The 16,161-nt window shown below is 63.8% G+C and carries 14 protein-coding genes; 8 read left to right on the top strand and 6 right to left on the bottom strand.

Features of this window, described 5'->3' with window-relative positions; genetic code table 11:
* Nucleotides 1-116: 116 nt before the first annotated feature.
* The 3 genes from EN804_RS15945 (at nt 117) to EN804_RS15935 (ending at nt 3,956) form a co-directional block, all read left to right on the top strand.
* Nucleotides 117-1,124, top strand: a complete 1,008-nt coding sequence (locus tag EN804_RS15945; protein WP_135914906.1) for an iron ABC transporter substrate-binding protein — start codon at nt 117-119, stop codon at nt 1,122-1,124.
* A 172-nt stretch (nt 1,125-1,296) separates the two neighbouring features.
* Nucleotides 1,297-2,877, top strand: coding sequence for an iron ABC transporter permease (locus tag EN804_RS15940; RefSeq protein WP_189524036.1), 1,581 nt, complete (start codon nt 1,297-1,299; stop codon nt 2,875-2,877).
* Nucleotides 2,874-3,956 (top strand): ABC transporter ATP-binding protein, encoded by a 1,083-nt coding sequence (locus EN804_RS15935; protein WP_135920204.1) that lies wholly within the window; start codon nt 2,874-2,876, stop codon nt 3,954-3,956. Before EN804_RS15940 ends, EN804_RS15935 begins: the two co-directional genes overlap by 4 nt.
* Before the next feature lie 42 nt (nt 3,957-3,998).
* Here the strand turns inward: EN804_RS15935 and EN804_RS15930 are convergent, their stop codons facing one another.
* The 5 genes from EN804_RS15930 to EN804_RS15910 form a co-directional block, all read right to left on the bottom strand.
* Nucleotides 3,999-4,808: a phosphodiesterase gene (locus tag EN804_RS15930; protein ID WP_135920202.1), complete on the bottom strand. Its 810-nt coding sequence runs from the start codon at nt 4,806-4,808 to the stop codon at nt 3,999-4,001.
* Nucleotides 4,809-4,837: 29 nt separating this feature from the next.
* Nucleotides 4,838-5,938, bottom strand: coding sequence for a sn-glycerol-3-phosphate import ATP-binding protein UgpC (locus tag EN804_RS15925; protein ID WP_127872232.1), 1,101 nt, complete (start codon nt 5,936-5,938; stop codon nt 4,838-4,840).
* Between the two features lie 15 nt (nt 5,939-5,953).
* On the bottom strand, nt 5,954-6,868 hold the full coding sequence (locus tag EN804_RS15920) for an ABC transporter permease subunit (protein WP_135920199.1): 915 nt from the start codon (nt 6,866-6,868) through the stop codon (nt 5,954-5,956).
* A 7-nt stretch (nt 6,869-6,875) separates the two neighbouring features.
* Nucleotides 6,876-7,760 carry a sugar ABC transporter permease gene (locus EN804_RS15915; protein ID WP_135867552.1) on the bottom strand — a complete coding sequence of 295 codons (885 nt, stop codon included), beginning with the start codon at nt 7,758-7,760 and terminating at the stop codon, nt 6,876-6,878.
* A gap of 157 nt (nt 7,761-7,917) precedes the next feature.
* A complete protein-coding gene (locus EN804_RS15910) occupies nt 7,918-9,270 on the bottom strand; it encodes an extracellular solute-binding protein (RefSeq protein ID WP_127279191.1) in 1,353 nt (450 codons plus the stop codon).
* 313 nt (nt 9,271-9,583) lie between these two features.
* Here EN804_RS15910 and EN804_RS15905 point away from each other — a divergent pair, with 313 nt between their 5' ends.
* Together EN804_RS15905 and EN804_RS15900 are read left to right on the top strand one after the other, a co-directional pair.
* Entirely contained in the window at nt 9,584-9,754 is a 171-nt protein-coding gene (locus EN804_RS15905) for a hypothetical protein (protein WP_246693431.1), read from the top strand.
* A gap of 164 nt (nt 9,755-9,918) precedes the next feature.
* Nucleotides 9,919-12,369 carry an EAL domain-containing protein gene (locus EN804_RS15900; RefSeq protein ID WP_135920197.1) on the top strand — a complete coding sequence of 817 codons (2,451 nt, stop codon included), beginning with the start codon at nt 9,919-9,921 and terminating at the stop codon, nt 12,367-12,369.
* Nucleotides 12,370-12,387: 18 nt separating this feature from the next.
* On the opposite strand, the gene EN804_RS15895 is transcribed toward EN804_RS15900, so the two are convergent.
* Nucleotides 12,388-13,068 (bottom strand): TlpA disulfide reductase family protein, encoded by a 681-nt coding sequence (locus tag EN804_RS15895; protein ID WP_135883474.1) that lies wholly within the window; start codon nt 13,066-13,068, stop codon nt 12,388-12,390.
* A 37-nt stretch (nt 13,069-13,105) separates the two neighbouring features.
* Here EN804_RS15895 and argH point away from each other — a divergent pair, with 37 nt between their 5' ends.
* The 3 genes from argH to lysA all read left to right on the top strand — a co-directional run bounded on the left by argH (nt 13,106) and on the right by lysA (nt 16,148).
* A complete protein-coding gene (gene argH / locus EN804_RS15890) occupies nt 13,106-14,506 on the top strand; it encodes an argininosuccinate lyase (RefSeq protein ID WP_135920195.1) in 1,401 nt (466 codons plus the stop codon).
* A gap of 139 nt (nt 14,507-14,645) precedes the next feature.
* Nucleotides 14,646-14,852, top strand: coding sequence for a lipoprotein (locus tag EN804_RS15885; RefSeq protein ID WP_015315543.1), 207 nt, complete (start codon nt 14,646-14,648; stop codon nt 14,850-14,852).
* A 27-nt stretch (nt 14,853-14,879) separates the two neighbouring features.
* The gene (lysA, locus tag EN804_RS15880) at nt 14,880-16,148 is read left to right on the top strand and encodes a diaminopimelate decarboxylase (RefSeq protein ID WP_135867556.1); all 1,269 of its coding nucleotides are present in this window, start codon (nt 14,880-14,882) and stop codon (nt 16,146-16,148) included.
* Nucleotides 16,149-16,161: the final 13 nt, after the last annotated feature.

The raw sequence follows: 16,161 nt of genomic DNA, 5'->3' as shown, positions 1-16,161 counted from the left end.
AAATGCGTCCGACACGCGAAACCGTGATGATGCCGATTGGCTTTCAATCTTGACTAACCCATTCATGAATTGATACTCGGACGCACCCGCAGTGCGGGCAACCCGAGGAGTACCTTATGAAATCCCCCCTTCTTGCCCTGGCCAGCGTAGCGGTGCTTGCAATCAGCCTGGCCGCCGGTCCGGCAACGGCCGAAGATGCCGGCATCATCGTCTATAATGCCCAGCATGAAAGCCTGACCAAGGAATGGGCCGAAGGGTTCACCAAGGAAACCGGCATCAAGGTCACCTTGCGAAACGGCGGCGACAGCGACTTCTCCAACCAGATCGTCTCCGAAGGCGCCGCCTCGCCCGCCGACGTGTTTTTGACGGAGAATTCGCCGGCCATGGCGCTGGTGGAGAATGCCGGCCTGTTCGCGCCGGTCGACGCCGACACGCTGGCTCAGGTCCCGCAGGACTATCAGGCGGCCAGCGGCAAATGGGTGGGCGTGGCCGCGCGCAGCACCGTTTTTGCCTACAACACGACCAAGCTCAAGGCTGATCAGTTGCCCAAGTCGATGCTCGATCTCGCCGATCCGAGCTGGAAAGGCCGCTGGGCGGCTTCGCCTTCCGGCGCCGATTTCCAGGCCATCGTCAGCGCGCTGCTGCAACTCAAGGGCGAGGCCGCCACGGCCGACTGGCTGAAGGCGATGAAGGAGAATTTCACCGCCTACAAGGGCAACAGCACGGTGATGAAGGCGGTCAATGCCGGCGAGATCGAAGGCGGCGTGATCTACCACTATTACTACTTTGGCGATCAGGCCAAGACCGGCGAAAACTCCAAGAACGTCGCGCTGCACTATTTCAAGAACCAGGATCCGGGCGCTTTCGTGTCGGTTTCCGGCGGCGGCGTGCTGGCTTCGAGCAAGCACCAGAAGGAAGCCCAGGCCTTCCTGAAATGGGTGACCGGCAAGGGTGGCCAGGACGTGCTGAAGAACGGAACCTCCTTCGAATATGCGGTCGGCAAGGGCGCCCAGTCCAATCCGAAGCTGGTGCCTCTGGCCGACCTGCAGGCACCGAAGGTCGATGCCACGACGCTCAACTCCAAGAAGGTCACCGACCTGATGACGGCAGCCGGCTTGCTTTAGTTGGCGTTCGTCCTAATAAGAACGCCGGACCGTGCTCCCGCGGACTCTCTTTCCGCGGGAGCGTTTTGTTTTTCGAGATTGCATTCGTCGATGACGACACGTTGCCTATCCGACCGCGACCGTGGTCCTTCAATTGCCGCCGCCGGGCGGCAACGGCGCGGCGTGTGAGCTGATGCAGTCCGCGGTCCATCTCGCGCGCCCGGGCCCGCCGCTCAAGATGCGCCGGCGGGCGCAACGGCGGGCGGCGCCCTGGCTTGTCGCCGCCGCCATATCTGTCTCCCTGCTGGCGCTGCTGCCGCTCTCTTTCATCCTATGGATCGCGGTGCAGACCGGCTGGGAGACCGTCTCGGCGCTGATCTTCAGGCCACGTGTCGGCGAGCTGCTGGCCAACACCGGCCTGCTGGTGCTGTTGGCCGTACCGATCGCCATCACCTTGTCGTTGATGCTGGCCTGGCTGACCGAACGCAGCGACCTGCCCGGCGCCCGGCTCTGGGCCTGGCTCTGCGTGGCGCCGCTCGCCATCCCCGCTTTCGTCCATTCCTATGCCTGGATCACCATGGTGCCGGGGCTGCACGGCCTGTGGGCGGGCGTGCTGGTGTCCGTTATCGCCTATTTTCCCTTCCTTTACCTGCCGGTATCGGCGGCGCTGCGCCGCCTCGATCCTGCCCTGGAGGATGCCGCGGCGGCGCTTGGTCTCGGACCCTGGCGCGTGTTCTGGCGTGTCGTGTTGCCGCAGCTCAGGCTCGCAATATGCGGCGGCTCGCTGCTGGTCGGACTGCATCTGCTGGCCGAATATGGCCTCTACGTCTTCATCCGCTTCGACACCTTCACCACCGCGATCGTCGACCAGTTCCAGTCGACCTTCAACGGCCCGGCCGCCAACATGCTGGCCGGCGTGCTGGTGACCTGCTGTTTCGTGCTGCTCGGTCTCGAAGTGCTGGTGCGCGGCGAGGAACGTTATGCCCGTGTCGGCTCGGGTGCTGCGCGGTATCAGCAACGCATCGGCCTAGGCCGCGCCACCATCCCGAGCCTTGCCTTGCTCCTCGTCACCACGCTGCTGGCGCTTGGCGTGCCGTTCATCACCATCGGGCGCTGGCTCCTCGCCGGCGGCGCCGATGTCTGGCGTCTCGACGAGATTGGACTGGCACTCGGCCAGACGCTGTTCCTGTCCCTTGCCGGGGCGCTGCTTGCCACTGTCGCGGCGATGCCGATGGCCTGGATCTCGATCCGCGCGCCGGGACCGCTGCAGCGCCTTATGGAGGGATGCAACTACATTGTCGGCTCGCTGCCGGGTGTCGTCATTGCGCTGGCGCTGGTCACCATCACCGTGCGCATCGCCCTGCCGCTCTACCAGACCCTGTTCACCATCCTGGTCGCATATGCCTTGATGTTCCTGCCGCGTGCCCTGGTCAGCCTGCGCGCCTCGATCGCCCAGGCACCGGTCGAGCTCGAGCGCGCCGCGTCGAGCCTTGGCCGGCGGCCGCTCAACGCGCTGTGGTCGACGACAATCCGCCTGTCGGCGCCGGGTGCCGCGGCCGGCATGGCGCTGGTGGCGCTCGGCATCATGAACGAGTTGACCGCGACCCAGATGCTGGCGCCGAACGGCACCCGCACGCTGGCGATGGCGTTCTGGTCCTACAGCAGCGAGATCGACTACGCCTCGGCCGCCCCTTACGCCTTCATCATGGTGGCGATGTCGCTGCCCCTGACCTGGCTGCTCTATGTCCAGTCGAAGCGGATGGCCGGACGATGAGCTTTCTTGAACTCCGCAATCTGCACAAGCATTACGGCCCGGTCGCCGCACTGGCCGGCGTCGACCTGAATGTCGCCAGCGGCAGCCGCACGGCGATCGTAGGACCTTCCGGCTGCGGCAAGACGACCCTGCTGCGGCTGATCGCCGGCTTCGAGGCGCCGGATCAGGGCCGCATCGTGCTCGACGGGCAGGTGCTGGCCAATGGCGGCGCCGCCGTTCCGGCGCATCGCCGCGGCATTGGCGTGGTGGCGCAGGACGGCGCCCTGTTCCCGCATCTGACCATCTCGGACAATATCGGCTTCGGCATGGGCCGGGGCGACGACAAGCGCGCCGAGCGCATCGTCGAACTTGCCTATATCGTTGGACTGGACAAGGCGATCCTGAAACGCCGCCCGCACGAACTCTCCGGTGGTCAGCAGCAGCGCGTGGCGCTGGCCCGCGCCATGGCGATGAAGCCGCGGCTGATGCTGCTCGACGAGCCGTTCTCGGCCCTCGACACCGGCCTGCGCGCCTCGATGCGCAAGGCCGTGGCCGAACTTCTGGAGGCGGCCGGCATCACCACCATCCTGGTGACGCACGACCAGGCCGAGGCGCTGTCCTTCGCCAGCCAGGTGGCGGTGATGCGCGATGGAAAATTTTCCCAGGTCGGCACGCCGCGCGAACTCTATCTCAAGCCGAAGGACAGGATGATCGCCGAGTTCCTCGGCGATGCCATCATCCTGCCGGCCAGCGTCTCGGGCGGCTTCGCCAGCTCCCCGCTCGGCCGCATCGCGGTCGACACGCCGGACAGCCGCGATATCGTCCGCATCATGCTGCGGCCGGAACAGATCGGGCTGAAACGCACCTCGCGCGAGGGCATGTCGGGCACATCGGACATGCTGTTCGGCGAGGTGACGGAATCGGAGTTCGCCGGCTCGACATGCACGGTCGCGGTTCGGCTTCTGAACAATTCCGATCCGCCGGACGCCGCCGCCATCGGCGGCACGCCGCTGATCCTGCGCAAATCCGGCATGGACGCACCGGCGGTCGGCGAGATCGTACGACTGACCGTATCGGGCAAGGCGCATGTCTTCGCTTGAGAGCGACGGCTGAAGGCGCTGAACCCCAGCGAAGTGGCCAGCTCACGCCGTGATGCGTTCGCCGGTTTCCGCTGAATAAATCGGCCATTGCTCGAGAAAATCGCAACCGTGCACCACCACGCACTGGTTGGCGCTGCCGACGAGGATGACGGCGTAGGACGGCGGCGCCTGTTCGACGATCTCGCTCGATCGGTCGAGGGCAAGCTCGAACCGGGCATGTAGGCCGCGCTGCGCCGAGAACGGAATGCCGGCAACGGTGCCGGCAATGTCGCGATGGACATGGCCGAAGAAGATGTGTCGAACGTTGCCATGGCCCCGCAGCAGGCCGAGCAACCGCTCGGGCTGTTCGAGCGCCAGCGGATCGAGCTGCGGCAGGCCGAGCGCGACCGGCGGATGATGCAGGAAGACGTAGGCTGGCCTGCCGCCGGATTGTCCCAGCCGGGCTTCGAGCCAGGCGAGCCGGCTGTCGCACAGTTCGCCTTCTATGCGTCCTTCCGCCAGGCAGTCGAGAAACAACAGCACCTCGTTGCCGGTATCGTGGACCGACTGCACGAAGCCGTTTTCGTCGACCGGAATTTCGGGAAACACGGCCACGAGATTGGCCCGCCGGTCATGGTTGCCCGGCAGCAGCCTGTACGGCATCGACAGCGTGCCAAGCGCAACGCGCAGATCGGCATAGCTCTGCGGCGCACCGGTCTCCGTCAAGTCGCCGGTGAAGACGCAAAGCGCGGCGTCGGGGTGATGCGCATTGATGTGCGCGATGCACCGATCCAGCCGCTGATGCAGGTCCGCCCCATAGCGGCGCTCACCTCGCCGGCCAAGATGCACGTCGGTGACCTGGATGATTTTCATGCGCGTCTCTTGGCTGAGCGTTTGGGAAATCAAAGCGCCGGCTCGGGCACGGAAGCCTTGAAGACATCGAGACGGGTCCCTGTCTCCGACGAGAAGAAGTGCATGTCGTCCGGCGAGATCTTTAGGCCGACGGTGCTGCCGGGTTCGGGATGAACGGCCTCCGAGGTCATCACCGAAAACGGCGCGCCGTCGAGGTCGACATAGATCACCCGCCCCGCACCCAGTTCCTCGACCAGGTCGACAGTCGCATCGAGCGCGCCCGGCGTTCCCGGCGCCACCAGCCGGACGGCTTCCGGCCGGATGCCCATCGCCACCTTCGTACCGACCGGCAGGCCGGCGCGAGCCATGCCCAGGCGCCGGCTGCCGCCGAGCAGCGACAGCCCGTCGAGTTCGACGGTGCCTTCAAGAATGTTCATGGCCGGCGCGCCGACGAAGGTAGCGACGAAGCGGCTGGCCGGGCGGGTGTAGATCTCACCTGGCGTGCCGACCTGTTCGACCCGTCCGCCATTCATCACCACCAGCCGGTCGGCCAGCGTCATCGCCTCGACCTGATCGTGGGTGACGAAGACAGAGGTGGCGTTCAGCCGGCGATGCAGTTTGCGGATTTCCGAGCGCATCTGCACGCGCAGCTTGGCATCGAGATTGGACAGCGGTTCGTCGAACAGGAAGACTTTCGGTTCGCGGATCATGGCCCGGCCCATGGCGACGCGCTGCCTCTGACCGCCCGAAAGCGCCATCGGCTTGCGGTCGAGCAGATGCTCGAGCTCAAGCGTGCGGGCCACCGCCTGGATCCGCTGGTTGCGCTCGGCCGAGGGAACACCTGATACCTTCAGCGAATAGCCGATGTTCTGCGCCACGCTCATATGCGGATAGAGTGCGTAGTTCTGGAACACCATGGCGCAGCCGCGCTCACGCGGCTCGAGCTTGTTGACCACCGTGCCGTCGATGGCGATCGTGCCGTCGGAAATCTCTTCCAGCCCGGCGATCATGCGCAGCAAGGTGGACTTGCCGCAGCCGGATGGCCCCAGGATGACGACGAACTCGCCCGATGCGAAGTCGAGGTCGACGCCATGCACGACCTGCGTCTTGGCATAGTTCTTCTTGACGCCGCGTATTGCGATGGAGGCCATTCTTCTGTCTCCCTGTTATTTCTCGGTGGCGATCAGGCCGCGCACGAACCAGCGCTGCATCAACACCACGACAATCATCGGCGGCAGCATGATGATGAGCGTTCCGGCCATGGCGATGTGCCATTCCGGGGCGCCACCGACATTGGGGATCAGCTGCTTGAGCTCGGTCACCGCCATCGCATGCGACTGGTCGGTGGTGATGAGCAGCGGCCACAGATACTGGTTCCAGGCCCACAGGAACATGATGGTGCCGAGCGCGGCCATATTGTTGCGCGACAGCGGCAGCAGCACGTCGATGAAGAACCGCAGCGGCCCGGCACCGTCCATGCGCGCGGCCTCGGTCAACTCGTCCGGCACGGTCAGGAAGAACTGCCGGTAGAGGAACGTTCCGGTCGCGGTGGCGACCAGCGGCAGGATCAGGCCGCTATAGGAATTGAGCAGCCCCAGGCTCAGTGCAACCCGCACGCCCGATACTTTCTCGATCAGCCAGGACAGCCCGGTCAGGTCCAGGATCGTCTGATAGGGCTCGAGCACGTTGGCGACCACGGCGTAGGTCGGCACGATGCGCACTTCGAGCGGCAGCATCAGCGTGATGAAGATCAGCCAGAAGATCAGCATGCGGCCAGGATAGCGGAAGTACACGATCGAGAAGGCGGTGAGCGCCGAGATGATCACTTTGCCCGCCGCGACGCCGAACGCCATGATGAAGCTGTTGAGCAGCTTGGGGCCGAGATCGGCCGTCACCCAGGCCGTCTTGATGTTGACCCAGAAGTCACTGCCCGGCAACAGCGACATCGGCACATCGTTGACGTCCTTGAGATTGTGCGACGCGGCGATCGCCACGATGGCGAACGGCGCGACACAGAAAACGAAGCCGACGAACAGGATCAGATGCGTGAAGAAATTGAGGAACGGGGTGCGTTCGACCATGATCATCTCACCTGTAGTGCACGCGCCGCTCAATGAAGCGGAACTGGACAATGGTGAGGGCGACGATCAGCACCATCAGGATAATGCTCTGCGCGGCCGCGCCCGAATAGTCGAGGCCTTTGAAGCCGTCCGAGTAGATCTTGTAGACCATCAGGTTGGTGGCGTTCGCCGGTCCGCCTGATGTCATGATGTCGACGATGCCGAAGGAGTCCTGGAAGCTCTCGGTGATATTGATTACGAGCAGGAAGAAGATGGTCGGCGTGATCAGCGGGAACTGGATGTCCCAGAAGCGCCTGAGGACACCGGAGCCGTCCATCGCCGCCGCCTCGATCAGGGATCGCGGGATTGCTTGGAAGGCCGCGAGGAAGAAGATGAAGTTGTAGCCGACATATTTCCAGGAAAAGGCGACGATGATCGAGGCCATGGCATCGGTGCCATCGAGGCCGGGATCCCAGAAGCCGGGCCAGACCTGGTTGACGACGGCCATGAAGCCGGCTTCCGGCGCCAGGATGAACCGAAATGCCAGGGCCAGCGCTGGCGCGGCGATGCCGTAGGGCCAGATGAGCACCACGCGATACAGCCACGAGCCGGCAAGCTGCCGGTCGGTCAAGGCGGCCAACACCAGCGCGATGAACATCGCCAGGCCGGTGCTGATGGCCGCGAAAATCAGGCTGGCGGTGATCGAGTTCCAGTAATCGGCGTTGGACAGGATCGAGCGGAAATTGTCGAGGCCGACCCAGATGTTGCCGCCGCCCCAAGGCTGCTGCAGCGTCAGCGACCAGTATACCGCCTGGCCGGCCGGCCAGTAGAAGAAGGTGAAGATCAGGAACAGCTGCGGCACCGCGAACAGGATACCGATCGTCCATCTGCTGAAAGTGACGCGTTTTTCCATCGGTCCGCCGACGCCGCTCAAGCGGCTCGCTTGGTGCAAGGTGAGACTAATAACGAAATGGCCGCCCGTCGACCCAAGCATGATCCCGGAAACTGGAAACCGGTTTCGCGATCATGCTCAACGGGAGTCGCCGGACGGGCCAGTGCATTTCAGCGGATCAGGGCAGCGTCTTGCCCGGATAGGTCTGCTGGAAGCGGTCGAGGATGGCGTCGCCATTCTTGACCAGCGTGTCGAGACCCTCCTGGACGCTGACCTTGTTGGCGAAGATCGCCTGCATCTGCGTGCCGAACTCGGCGCGGATCTGGGTGAAGTTGCCCAGGCGCACGCCACGGGTGATCTCGGTCGGCTCCGACGCGGTCAGGCTGGCGATCGCGACTTCGCGGCCCTTGTAGGGCGCCTTGTCGTAGAACCCTTGCGACTTCAGGTATTCGAAGCCCGACTTGGTCACCGGGATGTAGCCGGTGTTGGTCGACCAGAACAGGGCGGTCTTGGGGTCATGGATGAAGTTGAGGAAGGCGGCCGCGCCCTTGTATTCCGCGTCCGACTTGCCGGAAAGTACCCACAGTGAAGCGCCGCCGACCAGCGAGTTCTTGCGCTCGGTACCGGCGTAGACCGGCAGTTCGGCGACATCCCACTTCATGCCTTCCTTCTGCGTGCGGCCGACCGTGCCGTGGTCGCCGACCGAAGTCAGAATGACCTGGCAGGTGCCGGTGGCGAAGGCCTGCACCATGTCCTGGCCGAGATCCTTCGACTTGATCTTGATCAGGCCGGCGTCATACCACTTCTTCAGATCGGTGACGTACTGGACGAATTTGGTCTTGTTGACTTCCAGACGGGCATCGAGACCGTCATAGCCATTGTTCTTGGTGGCGATCGGCTGGTTGTGCAGCGCGGAGAACTGCTCCATCAGCTGCCAGCTTTCATTGGCCGAGATGTTGATCGCCATCGGGCATTCATAGCCGGCGTCCTTCAAGGCCTGGAGATCGGTGGCGACATCTTCCCATGTCTTGGGCGCTTCGGTCTTGCCGATCTTGGCGAAAGCATCCTTGTTCCAGTACATCAGCGGGGTCGAGGAATTGAACGGAAAGGACAGCATCTCGCCCTTCGACGTCGCGTAGTAGCGCGCGATGCCGGGGAAATAGTCGGCGTAGTCGATCTTGTAGCCGTTTTCTTCCATCAGCTTGTCGGCGGGCTTGTAGGCGCCCGACAGCATCATGGTGGCGGTGCCGACGTCGTAGACCTGGACGACGGCGGGCTGCTTTCCGGCGCGGAAGGCGGCGATGGTGTTCTGCAGCGTCGCGTCGTAATTGCCCTGGCTGGTGCAGGTGACTTCATAATCCTTCTGCGACTCGTTGAAGTTCTTGCACAGCGTATCGACGACGCGGGCAAGATCGCCAGAAAGGCCGAACCAGAAATCGAATTTTACCGGTTCCGCGAAGGCAGGAACCGCCACCGCCGTGCTGAGCACGCCTGCGGCAAGGGCAGCGAGGCCCCGCTTGATGATCGTCATGATTTCTTCCCTCTTGAATGACTGTTGACAAGGGTCTGCGCAAGTCCTTGCCCGCTCTCTTAGAGAAGGTATGTGACAGTTCTGTTGTGGCCTCCCGGGCCTGTGGACAGCCGGTCTTTCCTCCCCCTCGGCGGTTGCGCCGGCATGAAAACGTCACACCGGCGCCTTAGGTAGCTAGGGCGGCTGTCAGGGACGTAAAGGCCGTCATGGTTATCCGGCTAAAGGGATGATGAAATGCTGGTGAAGCAAGCGCCATGAGCCGCTGTTCGCGGCCCTTGCCGAGCGCGGCTATGATTGGCAGGCGGCCAACGACATGGACCTGTCCACCCAGCGCCGGCCTGCCGGCATGCCGGTCGGCCGCATCGACTGGTTCTTCACACGCGGCCTCGCGGCCAGCGCGCCGGCGGTCCCTCCGGCGGTGTTGCCGGACGGCAGCCCGAGCTCGGATCATGAAGCCCTGACCGTGACCGTTCGCCTGAAATAGCCGCCATCTTCAAGTCGATGCGGCTGAACCGGTCGGTGCCTTTGCGGCCAGCCTGCGCCACGAAGGCACGCTATGGTTGCAGGCGACTTTATCGATCCTTCAACAGCCAAGCATTAATCAGTCATATTTCTTTTTTTATTTCCTGTGGGCTAGGGGGAAATAAGATGCTGACGGTCTATAACTGCATCGTGCACCAGCACGATCTGCGACTGGTCGCACTGGCAGCGCTGATCTGCGGAATTTCCTGTTTCTCTGCTGTAAACCTGCTTCACCACATCAGCCGCTCGACGGACCGTAACCGGCTGGTCTGGCTGATGATATCGGCGACTTCGACGGGGTTCGGCATCTGGGCAACGCATTTCATTGCCATGCTCGCCTTCACGCCGGGCATCCCCAGCGCTTACGATCCGGGGCTCTCCGTGATCTCGCTCGCCGCCTCGGTCGCATTGACGGCGGCCGGCATGTGGATCGCCACCTTGCGGGACGAGATCGATTACCATCTCGTCGGCGGCGCCATCCTGGGCGGCGGCATCGCAGCCATGCACTACGTCGGCATGGCGGCGTTCGAGGTCCAGGGGCGGATCGAATGGAACCTGATGCTTGTCGCCGTTTCCCTGCTGGCCGGTATGACGCTTGCGGCACTGGCGCTGCATGTCGTTCTGCGCCGCCCTTCCTTGTCAGCGACATCCGCCGGCGCGGTGCTGCTGACGCTGGCTATCTGCACCTTGCATTTCATCGGCATGGGCGCCGTCTCGATCTTTCCCGATTCCTCGATTGTCATATCGCAGTACACGATCGCGCCGACCTCGCAGGCTTTCGCGGCCGCGGCCGCCACCCTGGTGATCCTGGTTCTGTCGGCATCGGCGTTGTGGATCGACCTGCGCTTCCGTCGCCAGAAACTCGAGGTCGACCGCATGCATGGCCTGGCCAATGCAGCCGTGGAAGGCCTGATCGTCTGCGATGGCAGTCGCATCGTCAGCGCCAATGACAGCATGGGCAAGCTGACCGGCGCGCCGGCTACGGCCCTGAACGGCATGCAACTGGGCGAACTTTTCGACGAACGCGCAGCATCCGATGCGACCAGCCTGGAGGGCCAGCCGCAGGAAGCGGAGTTGAGGAGCCGCGATGGGACGAGAATACCCGTCGAACTGATCGCCAGGAGCATCGATTATTGCGGCAAGCCCCACAATGTCATCGCCGTACGCGACATACGCGAACGCAGGAAGGCGGAGCAGGAGATCCTTCGCCTTGCCCATTTCGATCCGCTGACGGGGCTTGCCAATCGCCGCAGTTTCTCCAGCCGTCTCGACGCGGAGATCGCATCGATGAACCGCGTCGCCACTGCCGACGCAAACATCAAGGGCCGGCATCTTGCGCTCTTGCTGCTCGACCTCGACCGCTTCAAGGAGGTGAACGACCTCTACGGGCACGGCGCCGGCGATGCCATGTTGCAGAAAGTGGCAAGCTGCGCGTCCGGCGTTCTGCGCCACGGCCAGATGCTTGCGCGCCTGGGCGGCGACGAATTCGCCATCATAGCCCCCAATTTGCCCGACCCGCAGGCGGCGGGCCGCATCGCCAATGCGGTACTCGCCGCCATGCGTGAGGAAAACCGGGCAGCGGTCGGTGGCGGGCTGGTCTCGGCCAGCATCGGCATCGCGGTCTATCCGCTCGATGCCGAGGACCAGACCAGCCTGATCAGCCATGCCGATACGGCACTCTATCGCGCCAAGACCGAAGGCAGGGACACGTTTCGCTATTTCGAAGCCTCGATGGGCGCCGAGGCTCGCGACAAACGCGTGATGGAGCACGAATTGCGCCAGGCCGTCGTGCGCGGTGAATTCTACCTCGTCTACCAGCCCCAGAAGGAGATCAGCAGCGGCAAGATGGTTGGCTTCGAGGCCCTGATCCGCTGGCGCCATCCTGAGCGTGGCGAGGTTTCTCCGGCCACTTTCATTCCGGTGGCCGAGGACAGCGGCGCGATTGGCCAGATCGGGGATTGGGTGCTCGAAGCGGCCTGCGAGGAAGCCGCGCGCTGGGAAAACCCGCTGACGGTCGCCGTCAACGTCTCTGCGGTGCAGCTCCACAACCCAAATTTCAGCCGCAAGGTCCACGAGACCTTGCTGAAGACAGGCCTTGCCCCGACCAGGCTCGAACTCGAGATCACCGAAACCGCGCTGGTGAAGGACATGCCGCGTGCGCTGGCAACCCTGCGCCAGGTCAAGTCGCTCGGCGTGCGCGTAGCCATGGATGATTTCGGTACCGGCTATTCCTCTCTTTCCAACCTGCGCGCCTTCCCCTTCGACAAGATTAAGATCGATTCCTCCTTCATCAAGGCGGTCGACACGAACGGCCAGGTCGCGGCGATCGTGCGCGCGGTGCTGGGGCTGGGGCGCGGCCTTGGCCTGCCGGTTCTGGCCGAAGGCGTCGAGACGCTTGGCGAGTTGAAGTTCCTTGACGCCGAGGCTTGTGAGATCGGCCAGGGCTACTATCTCGGCAAGCCGGCGCCGATCGAGGCGTTCGACGACCTGACCGGCCACGGCAAGCCCACTCCGGTGCGTGCCGGCCGCCAGGATGGCAGCCTCGTGCTGCTCAAGCCGAGCGTGCGCTCGGCTTGAACCGCGACATGCGTTGGCTCACGACCCGAGCGCCGTCTCGACCAACCGCTTGGCGTCCGGCCCGGACCATTCAGCCGGACCGTTCATATGGGCGATCAGGCAGCCTTCGCCGTCGATCAGCATGGTGACGGGCAGGCCGAGCGCCAGACCGCGCGTCTTGAGGTCGTTGAACAGTGTCATCGTCGAATCCCGGTAGTAGCCGAGCGTGTGCACACCGGTATCGGCGAGAAACTTCTTCGGTTTCACATCGTCGCCGGCATCGACGTTGACGGCGACGACCTGAAAGGCGTCGCTGCCTTTCTCTTTTTGCAGCGCATCGAGCGCCGGCATTTCGGCACGGCATGGCGCGCACCATGTCGCCCAGAGATTGAGCAGCACCGTCTTGCCGGCATGGTCGGCGATCGTCATCGGCTTGCCGTCCGGCCCGTTGAAGGCGAGGCTCCTCATCGACTGCGGCGGATCGGCCGGCAAAAGTGCCGCGACCTCACCGGTGGCCGCGGCCGCCACCTTCTTGGCGCGATCGCTCTTGGCGGCGCAGGCGACGTCGTCCTTGCTGTCGCCGGCGGCCACCTGCGCCGGTGCGTTGTTGCCAGACCGGCTCTCGCTGACATATACCGCGACCGCGCCGGCCAGCGCTCCCGCCACCAGGGCGGCGAGGATCAGGCGCGGGGCCGGGAAAAATCTGTTTCCGTCTGCCATTTTCTCAAAACTGCTCCGAGGCACGGGTTTTATAGCGATGAGCGACAAGAAGACCAGCAACCAGATGTGGGGCGGACGATTTGCCTCGGGTCCGGCCGCGATCATGGAAGCCATCAACGCGTCGATCTCGTTCGACCGCAAACTCTACGCGCAGGATATTCGCGGTTCGATCGCCCATAGCGAGATGCTGGCGCAGACGGGCATTATTTCGGCTGCCGATCAAGAAAAAATCGCTCACGGCCTGAACACGATCCTGAAAGAGATCGAAGCTGGCACGTTCGAGTTCTCGACCAGGCTGGAAGACATCCACATGAATGTCGAGGCCCGGCTCGCCGACCTGATCGGCTCGGCGGCCGGCCGGTTGCATACCGCCCGCTCGCGCAACGACCAGGTGGCGGTCGATCTGAGGCTCTGGGTCAAGGACGAGTGTTTTCGCGTCGCCGAGGCGTTGAAGGGGTTGATCGGGGCGCTGCTGGAACGGGCCGGGGAGCATGCGGCGACCGTGATGCCGGGCTTTACCCATATGCAGGCGGCGCAGCCGGTTACCTTCGGCCACCATTGCATGGCCTATGTCGAGATGTTTTCGCGCGACCTGTCGCGCGTGCGCGACGCCATCGAACGGATGGACGAGAGCCCGCTCGGCGCCGCCGCCCTTGCCGGCACCAGCTTCCCGATCGACCGTCACCAGACCGCCAGGGCGCTCGGTTTCCGCGAGCCGATGCGCAATTCGCTGGACAGCGTCTCCGACCGCGATTTCGCGCTGGAGTTCCTCGCCATGGCCGCGATCTGCGCCACCCATCTGTCACGGCTGGCGGAAGAGATCATCATCTGGTCGACGCCGCAATTCGGCTTCATCAGGCTGTCGGATAGCTTTTCCACCGGCTCTTCGATCATGCCGCAGAAGAAGAACCCCGACGCCGCCGAACTGGTGCGCGGCAAGACCGGCCGCGTCAATGGCCATCTGGTCGGCCTGCTGACGGTCATGAAGGGCATGCCTTTGACCTATGGCAAGGACATGCAGGAAGACAAGGAATCGGTCTTCGACGCCGCCGAGACGCTCGACCTGATGCTGGCCGCGATGACCGGTATGGTCTCGGACATGACGGTCAATGCGGCCGCGATGAAGAAGGCAGCCGGCTCCGGCCACGCCACCGCCACCGACCTCGCCGACTGGCTGGTGCGCACCTTGGGCCTGCCGTTCCGCGAAGCCCATCATGTCACCGGACGCGCAGTGGCACTGGCCGAAGAGAAGAAGGTGAGCCTGGAGAAGCTTGCGCTGGAGGATCTGCAATCGATCAACCCGGGCATCACTTCCGATATATTCTCGGTGCTGGCGGTGCAGAACTCGGTCAAGAGCCGCACCAGCTTCGGCGGCACCGCGCCGTCGGAAGTGAGGAAGCAGATCCGCGCCTGGGAAAAGCGTATCGCCAAGGCGTGATCTCGGATATTGCGATCAGCAATATCCCGATGTTGCGACCAGAAATATCCCGATGTTGCGATCGGCAATATCCGGGGTGCAATACGTTGAGAACTCGGCTAAAAGCGGCGGCTGGCAAACGTTTCGGACGGATGGATCGATGACCGGAAGCAGGATTTTGGTAACGCTGACGCTGCTTGCGGCGCTTGCCTCCGTGACCGCCTGCGGCCGCAAGGCCGGCCTCGATACGCCGTATGAGGCGGCTGTCCAGGCGCGCAAGGATGCCGAGAAGGCCCACCAGCCCGTGCCGCCGGAACCGGAAAAACCGGTCGTGGACAAGAAGTTCATCCTCGACCCGCTGATCTAGCGCCCGCCAACTTCCGGAACCACTCTCGTGAACCATTTCGACTACCGCGACGGCGTGCTGCATGCCGAGGACGTGGCAATCCCTGATATCGCCGCACAGGTCGGCACGCCGTTCTACTGTTACTCGACGGCGACCCTGACCAGGCACTACCGTGTCTTCGTCAAGGCCTTTGCCGGGCTCGACGCGCTGGTCTGCTACGCCATGAAGGCCAATTCCAACCAGGCCGTGCTGCGGACCCTGGCCAAGCTCGGCGCCGGCGCCGACGTGGTCTCGGAAGGCGAATTGCGCCGGGCACTGGCCGCCGGCGTCCCGGCCAGCAAGATCCTGTTTTCCGGTGTCGGCAAGACGGCGCGTGAAATGGACTTTGCGCTCGAAGCTGGCATCCTTTGCTTCAACGTCGAATCCGAGCCGGAGCTCGAACTCCTGTCGGCCCGCGCCTCGGCTCTCGGCAAGGTGGCGCCGGTGTCGCTGCGCATCAATCCCGATGTCGACGCCAGGACCCACAAGAAGATCTCAACCGGCAAGGCCGAGAACAAGTTCGGCATTCCGTGGCAGCGGGCGCGCCAGGTCTATGCCCGCGCGGCAACGCTTCCCGGCATCAAGATCACCGGCATCGATACCCATATCGGCAGCCAGATCACCGAACTGCAGCCTTTCGACGACGCCTTCGCTTTGCTGGTCGACCTGGTCGGCGCGCTGCGCGCCGACGGACATGCGATAGAGCATGTCGATCTCGGCGGCGGCCTCGGCATTCCCTATCGCGTCGACAACAACCCTCCCCCCTTGCCCGACGCCTATGCCCAGGTCGTCCGCAAGCATGTCACCAAGTTGGGCATGAAGGTGATGTTCGAGCCGGGCCGGCTGATCGTTGGCAATGCCGGCATCCTGGTCTCGGAAGTGATTTTCGTGAAGGAAGGCGACGCCAAGAACTTCCTCGTCGTCGACGCCGCCATGAATGACCTGATCAGGCCGACGCTCTACGATGCTTTTCACGAGATCAGGCCGGTCGTGCAGCCGCCGGCCGACACGCCGCGCATGATGGTCGATGTGGTCGGCCAGGTCTGCGAGACCGGTGACTATCTCGGCCTCGACCGCGACCTGCCGAGGCTGAAGGCGGGCGATCTCGTCGCCGTTTCCACTGCCGGCGCCTATGGCGCGGTCCAGGCCGGCACCTACAACACACGCCTGCTGGTGCCGGAGGTGCTGGTCGACGGCGACCGTTTCCATGTCGTTCGTCCGCGCCTGACCTATGACGAACTGATCGGGCTGGATTCGGTGCCGGACTGGCTTGCATAGAAGCCGCCCTGGC

Source organism: Mesorhizobium sp. M8A.F.Ca.ET.161.01.1.1, from assembly GCF_004792105.1.
Lineage (GTDB): Bacteria > Pseudomonadota > Alphaproteobacteria > Rhizobiales > Rhizobiaceae > Mesorhizobium.
This window is presented reverse-complemented; position numbering and strand designations above follow the sequence as displayed.